This is a genomic window from uncultured Porphyromonas sp., from assembly GCF_934359325.1.
Taxonomy (GTDB): domain Bacteria; phylum Bacteroidota; class Bacteroidia; order Bacteroidales; family Porphyromonadaceae; genus Porphyromonas_A.
Map to the genome: position 1 here is coordinate 1 of NZ_CAKRLH010000158.1, position 3959 is coordinate 3959.

2 protein-coding genes and 2 pseudogenes are annotated in these 3959 nt (G+C 58.3%); 3 read left to right on the forward strand and 1 reads right to left on the reverse strand.

Features of this window, described 5'->3' with window-relative positions; genetic code table 11:
• From Q0F21_RS06125 to mutL, 3 genes and pseudogenes are all read left to right on the forward strand, one after another.
• Positions 1-1184: pseudogene (locus Q0F21_RS06125) on the forward strand (hypothetical protein); the annotation flags it as partial.
• A gap of 8 nt (positions 1185-1192) precedes the next feature.
• Positions 1193-1555, forward strand: a complete 363-nt coding sequence (locus Q0F21_RS06130) for a hypothetical protein (RefSeq protein ID WP_297238337.1) — start codon at positions 1193-1195, stop codon at positions 1553-1555.
• Between the two features lie 8 nt (positions 1556-1563).
• The gene (mutL, locus tag Q0F21_RS06135; RefSeq protein WP_297238339.1) at positions 1564-3459 is read left to right on the forward strand and encodes a DNA mismatch repair endonuclease MutL; all 1896 of its coding nucleotides are present in this window, start codon (positions 1564-1566) and stop codon (positions 3457-3459) included.
• 73 nt (positions 3460-3532) lie between these two features.
• On the opposite strand, the pseudogene Q0F21_RS06140 reads toward mutL, so the two are convergent.
• Positions 3533-3959 (reverse strand): annotated as a pseudogene (locus Q0F21_RS06140) (beta-N-acetylhexosaminidase); the annotation flags it as partial.

Sequence of the window (3959 nt, forward strand, 5' to 3'; positions counted from 1 at the left end):
GTGAGGCGATAGACCATGCCTACATCTACGAGTACTCCGACTCCGATCACCTCTTTACCGGTGCGGATCGGATGCAGCTGATCAAGGTCGACTCTGTCAATAATATCGCTAAGGGAGTAGGTAATGTCCGCACCTGGCGTAGAGATGCACAGGCAGTGGCTGACTCTATGATCTACCTCACTCAGGACTCAGTGATGAAGATGTATGGTCGCCCCTTCGTCTGGAGCGGCCTCTCACAGGTCACCGGCGACTCGATCCGCCTTTTTATGAAAAATGGTTCCGTCGAGCGAGCCCTGATCGGGGAGAATGCCTACATGTCGCAGCATCTGCGGAATAAGTACTACAATCAGATGCGTGGCCGCGAGGTGGAGGCCTACTTCCACGAGGGCGAGATGGACTCCGTATGGACGCGAGGAAATGCGGAGACGATCTACTTCAGTGAGAATAAGGACTCCATCCAGACCGAGCAGACACACACTCAGAGCAGCGAGATACTGACGCAGCTGGAGAATCGCGAGGTGGTGCGGATCCTACTCCTTGGTCAGACGAAGGGGCGAACCAAACCGATCTTCCTCGTCGAGGAGAGTGATCTGGTCTATCCCGACTTCGTCTGGTTCCCCGAGGGGCGTCCGGTCGACTCGCTGGACATCTTCCGTCGTACCCCGACACCGGGCGAGGGTGGAGGCGAATTGGTGCCGCGCCCACCGACGACCGGTCTCCTACAGGACCTCCCGACGCCAAAGGAGGAGCAGCCACAGCAGGTGGCGCAGTCCACCCTTCCGTCGGACTCGCTCGTGACCGCGCTGACCGACTCGATCATCCGGACGATGGCGGACACCACCGGTATCTCCATCGACTCGATCAGGAGTCATGTGATGGACTCTCTTGCAGTCTTCCTGCCACACGCGGGTCGTGAGATCCTGCAGGGAGCAGCTGACAGTACTCTCAGAGCCACCTCTGGGCAGCGGCTTACCGAGTTCCTCGACGGGCGACAGCGCCCCACCGAGGTGACCGACTCCCTCCGACGCGTGGGTGCCGCACAGCTCGACTCCCTCGGACTGAAGCCTAAGGCTGTGACCGACCAGGCAGAGACCACGGTTCGTCAGGCGATCACGGGGCTCAAAAAGGAGCAGCACGCCACGATCCGCAAGGAGGACGAAGTGACACAACCTAAGAAGAAGTAACTAGTACTATGGGATGGGGAAGCTTTTATAAGTCCAAGAAGCCAAGAGAATTCAGGTACACCTACCTCACCTTTGATCCAAAGAAGAAGGAGCTGGAGCGCAAGATCCGGCTCTCCAAGCACAGGGTCGATCCGGAGGCGAATCCCCTCACGGAGGAGGACTTAAAGGAGAATCTCAAGGGGCACTTCCGGCGTAACTCCGAGCGACTTGCCAAGTATGGAGACCCGGAGGACTTCTCGGAGAGCATCGGTAAGAAGAATAGGCAGCTCGTCTTTGTCCTCGCCATTCTCTTCGCTTTTACCTACTGGATCTTCGAGAGCTTAGGCATCACCACCTGGGCTGACTTCGCACGCCTTTTCATCTTCTGGTAAGCGATCGCGTGGACAGCAGAGTACATCTATTACCGGATAATATTGCCAATCAGATCGCTGCCGGTGAGGTGATCCAGCGACCTGCTTCTGTCGTCAAGGAGCTGGTCGAGAATGCCATCGATGCCGGTGCGACGGACATCCAGGTCATCATTAAGGACGCCGGCAAGACCCTGATCCAGATCATCGACAATGGTACCGGTATGGGTGCCGTCGATGCCCGGATGGCCTTTGAGCGGCATGCGACGAGCAAGATCCGCGAGGCGGCTGATCTCTTCTCCATCGTCACTATGGGCTTCCGAGGCGAGGCGCTCCCCTCCATCGCTGCGGTGGCGCATGTGACTCTGCAGACCCGTATGGAGGATGCCGAGCAGGGGACGAAGCTCGAGATAGAGGGGTCGAAGGTGATCTCCCAGGAGCCAGTCGCCTGCCCCGTGGGGTCTAATTTCCAGATCCGACATCTCTTCTTCAATGTCCCGGCGAGGCGCAAGTTCCTCAAGGCGGACACGACCGAGTTTGCCCACATCCTCACTGAACTGCAGAATATTGCCGCCGTGCGACATCAGGTCGCTTTTACCCTGATCCACAACGATAAGATACAGCTCCAGATCTCGGCGGCACCTCAGAAGCAGCGGCTCCTCGACCTCTTCGGCAGCCGGCTCACCAAGCACCTCCTGCCGCTCCATATCGAGACGCCCTTGGTGACCATCGAGGGCTTTGTCACAGAGACGAAGTACACTCGCAAGCGCGGAGCCTGTCAGTACTTCTTCGTCAATGATCGCTTCATGCGGCACCCTTACTTCCACCGCATGGTGCTCAATGCCTACGGCGAGATGATACCGAAGGGGGAGAAGCCGGAGTACTTCCTCTTCCTCTCCTGCGACCCCGCCTCCATCGATGTCAATATCTCGCCAACGAAGACGGAGATCAAGTTTGAGGCAGAGAATGACATCGGCACCATCCTCTTCTCTGCCATCCGAGAAGTGCTGATGAAGGGGGCGGCCATGCCTACGCTTGACTTCGACGAGGATCGGCTAGAGATTCCCATCGCTGACAGCAGCCGGCGAAATGCTCCCGAGCCGCCCACGTCGGACAACTTCTTAGAGGTGGGGAGCCGGCTCAATGACAGTGAGGAGCTGATGCTGACTCCTAAGATCGGCGATACCTTCCCCGCCGTGGGAGGTGAGACCGCTATGCCGGATATTGCTGACTGGGACAGCTTCTATGAGGACTTCCAGAAGCGGCGTGAGGAGATGCCGAAACAGATCCCGCTGTCGGATAGGGAGGATCCAGTAACGACGCTGACCTCCTCGCTCACTGGCGAGAGCTTCGAGATGAAATCTGGGTACGATGTGCTGCCGCTCATCTACGGAGACTACGGCATCGCACTCCGTCCAGAGGGCATTGCGGTGATCAGCCTCTCCAGAGCGAGGGAGAGGGTACTCTTCGAGCAGTATATGACCTCCTTCAGGAGCGGTCATGTGGTCTCCTCTCGTCTGCTTTTCCCCGCTCTGCTTGAGCTCTCTGCTGAGGATACAGCCCTGCTGAGGGAGTACCGACAGGATCTGACCGAGATCGGCTTCGACATCTCCGATATGGGGCAAAATGCCATCGGCATCAATGCCGTCCCCGATGGACTACCCGCAGGCGGAGAGGAGGAGATCCTACATGAGCTCCTGCGTGAGTGTGAGCAGACCGGTCGCTCCGGTGGGGATATCTTGTCCAATAGACTTGTCCGAACCATCACCACCGCTCGTCTGCGCTCCCTCCCACGACAGATGACGCCGGCGCAGGCAAAGCAGCTCCTGGAGCAGCTCTTTGCGCTACCTGAGTATAGGGTGACCCCCTCCGGTCGGCAGATCCTCTTCTTCCTCACCCCTCGGGAGCTTGCCAAGCACCTCCCCTGATACAAAAAAAGAAGTCCCGCCTCACGAAGAGACGGGACTTCTTTTTCTCTCAGATTGATATCTCCCAGCTGTATCAGTTACTTAGCCACTCCACCCGCAGGTCGGAGAGGCGACCGCTGAAGCGTCCTGTCCGCTCAAGGGGGAAGACGAGCGTCTGTACCCAGTAGCGAGGTCCCTTCAGGTCACGATCCTCAGGATGGACGATGACGCCGAGTGTCTCCTGCAGCTGACCATCGATGTAGAGTCGGGTCTCCCGATTGGTCCCCTCGATAGTTACCGCTGTCTCTCGACCCACCGGCAGGCGGTAGTCCCAGTGGTATCGGTAGCCGTCCCGCTCGAAGCCCAGCATCCCCTCCTCCGGTGTGGACAGGTAAAGCGTGGCATTCTTCGACGCAAAGAGGACTGTGCCACGGGGATTATCCTCCGGAGTGATGCGGAAGGAGACCCGGTAGTCGTACCCGATCTCCTCGATCGGCAGCCCGAGTGGGCTATCAGCCTTA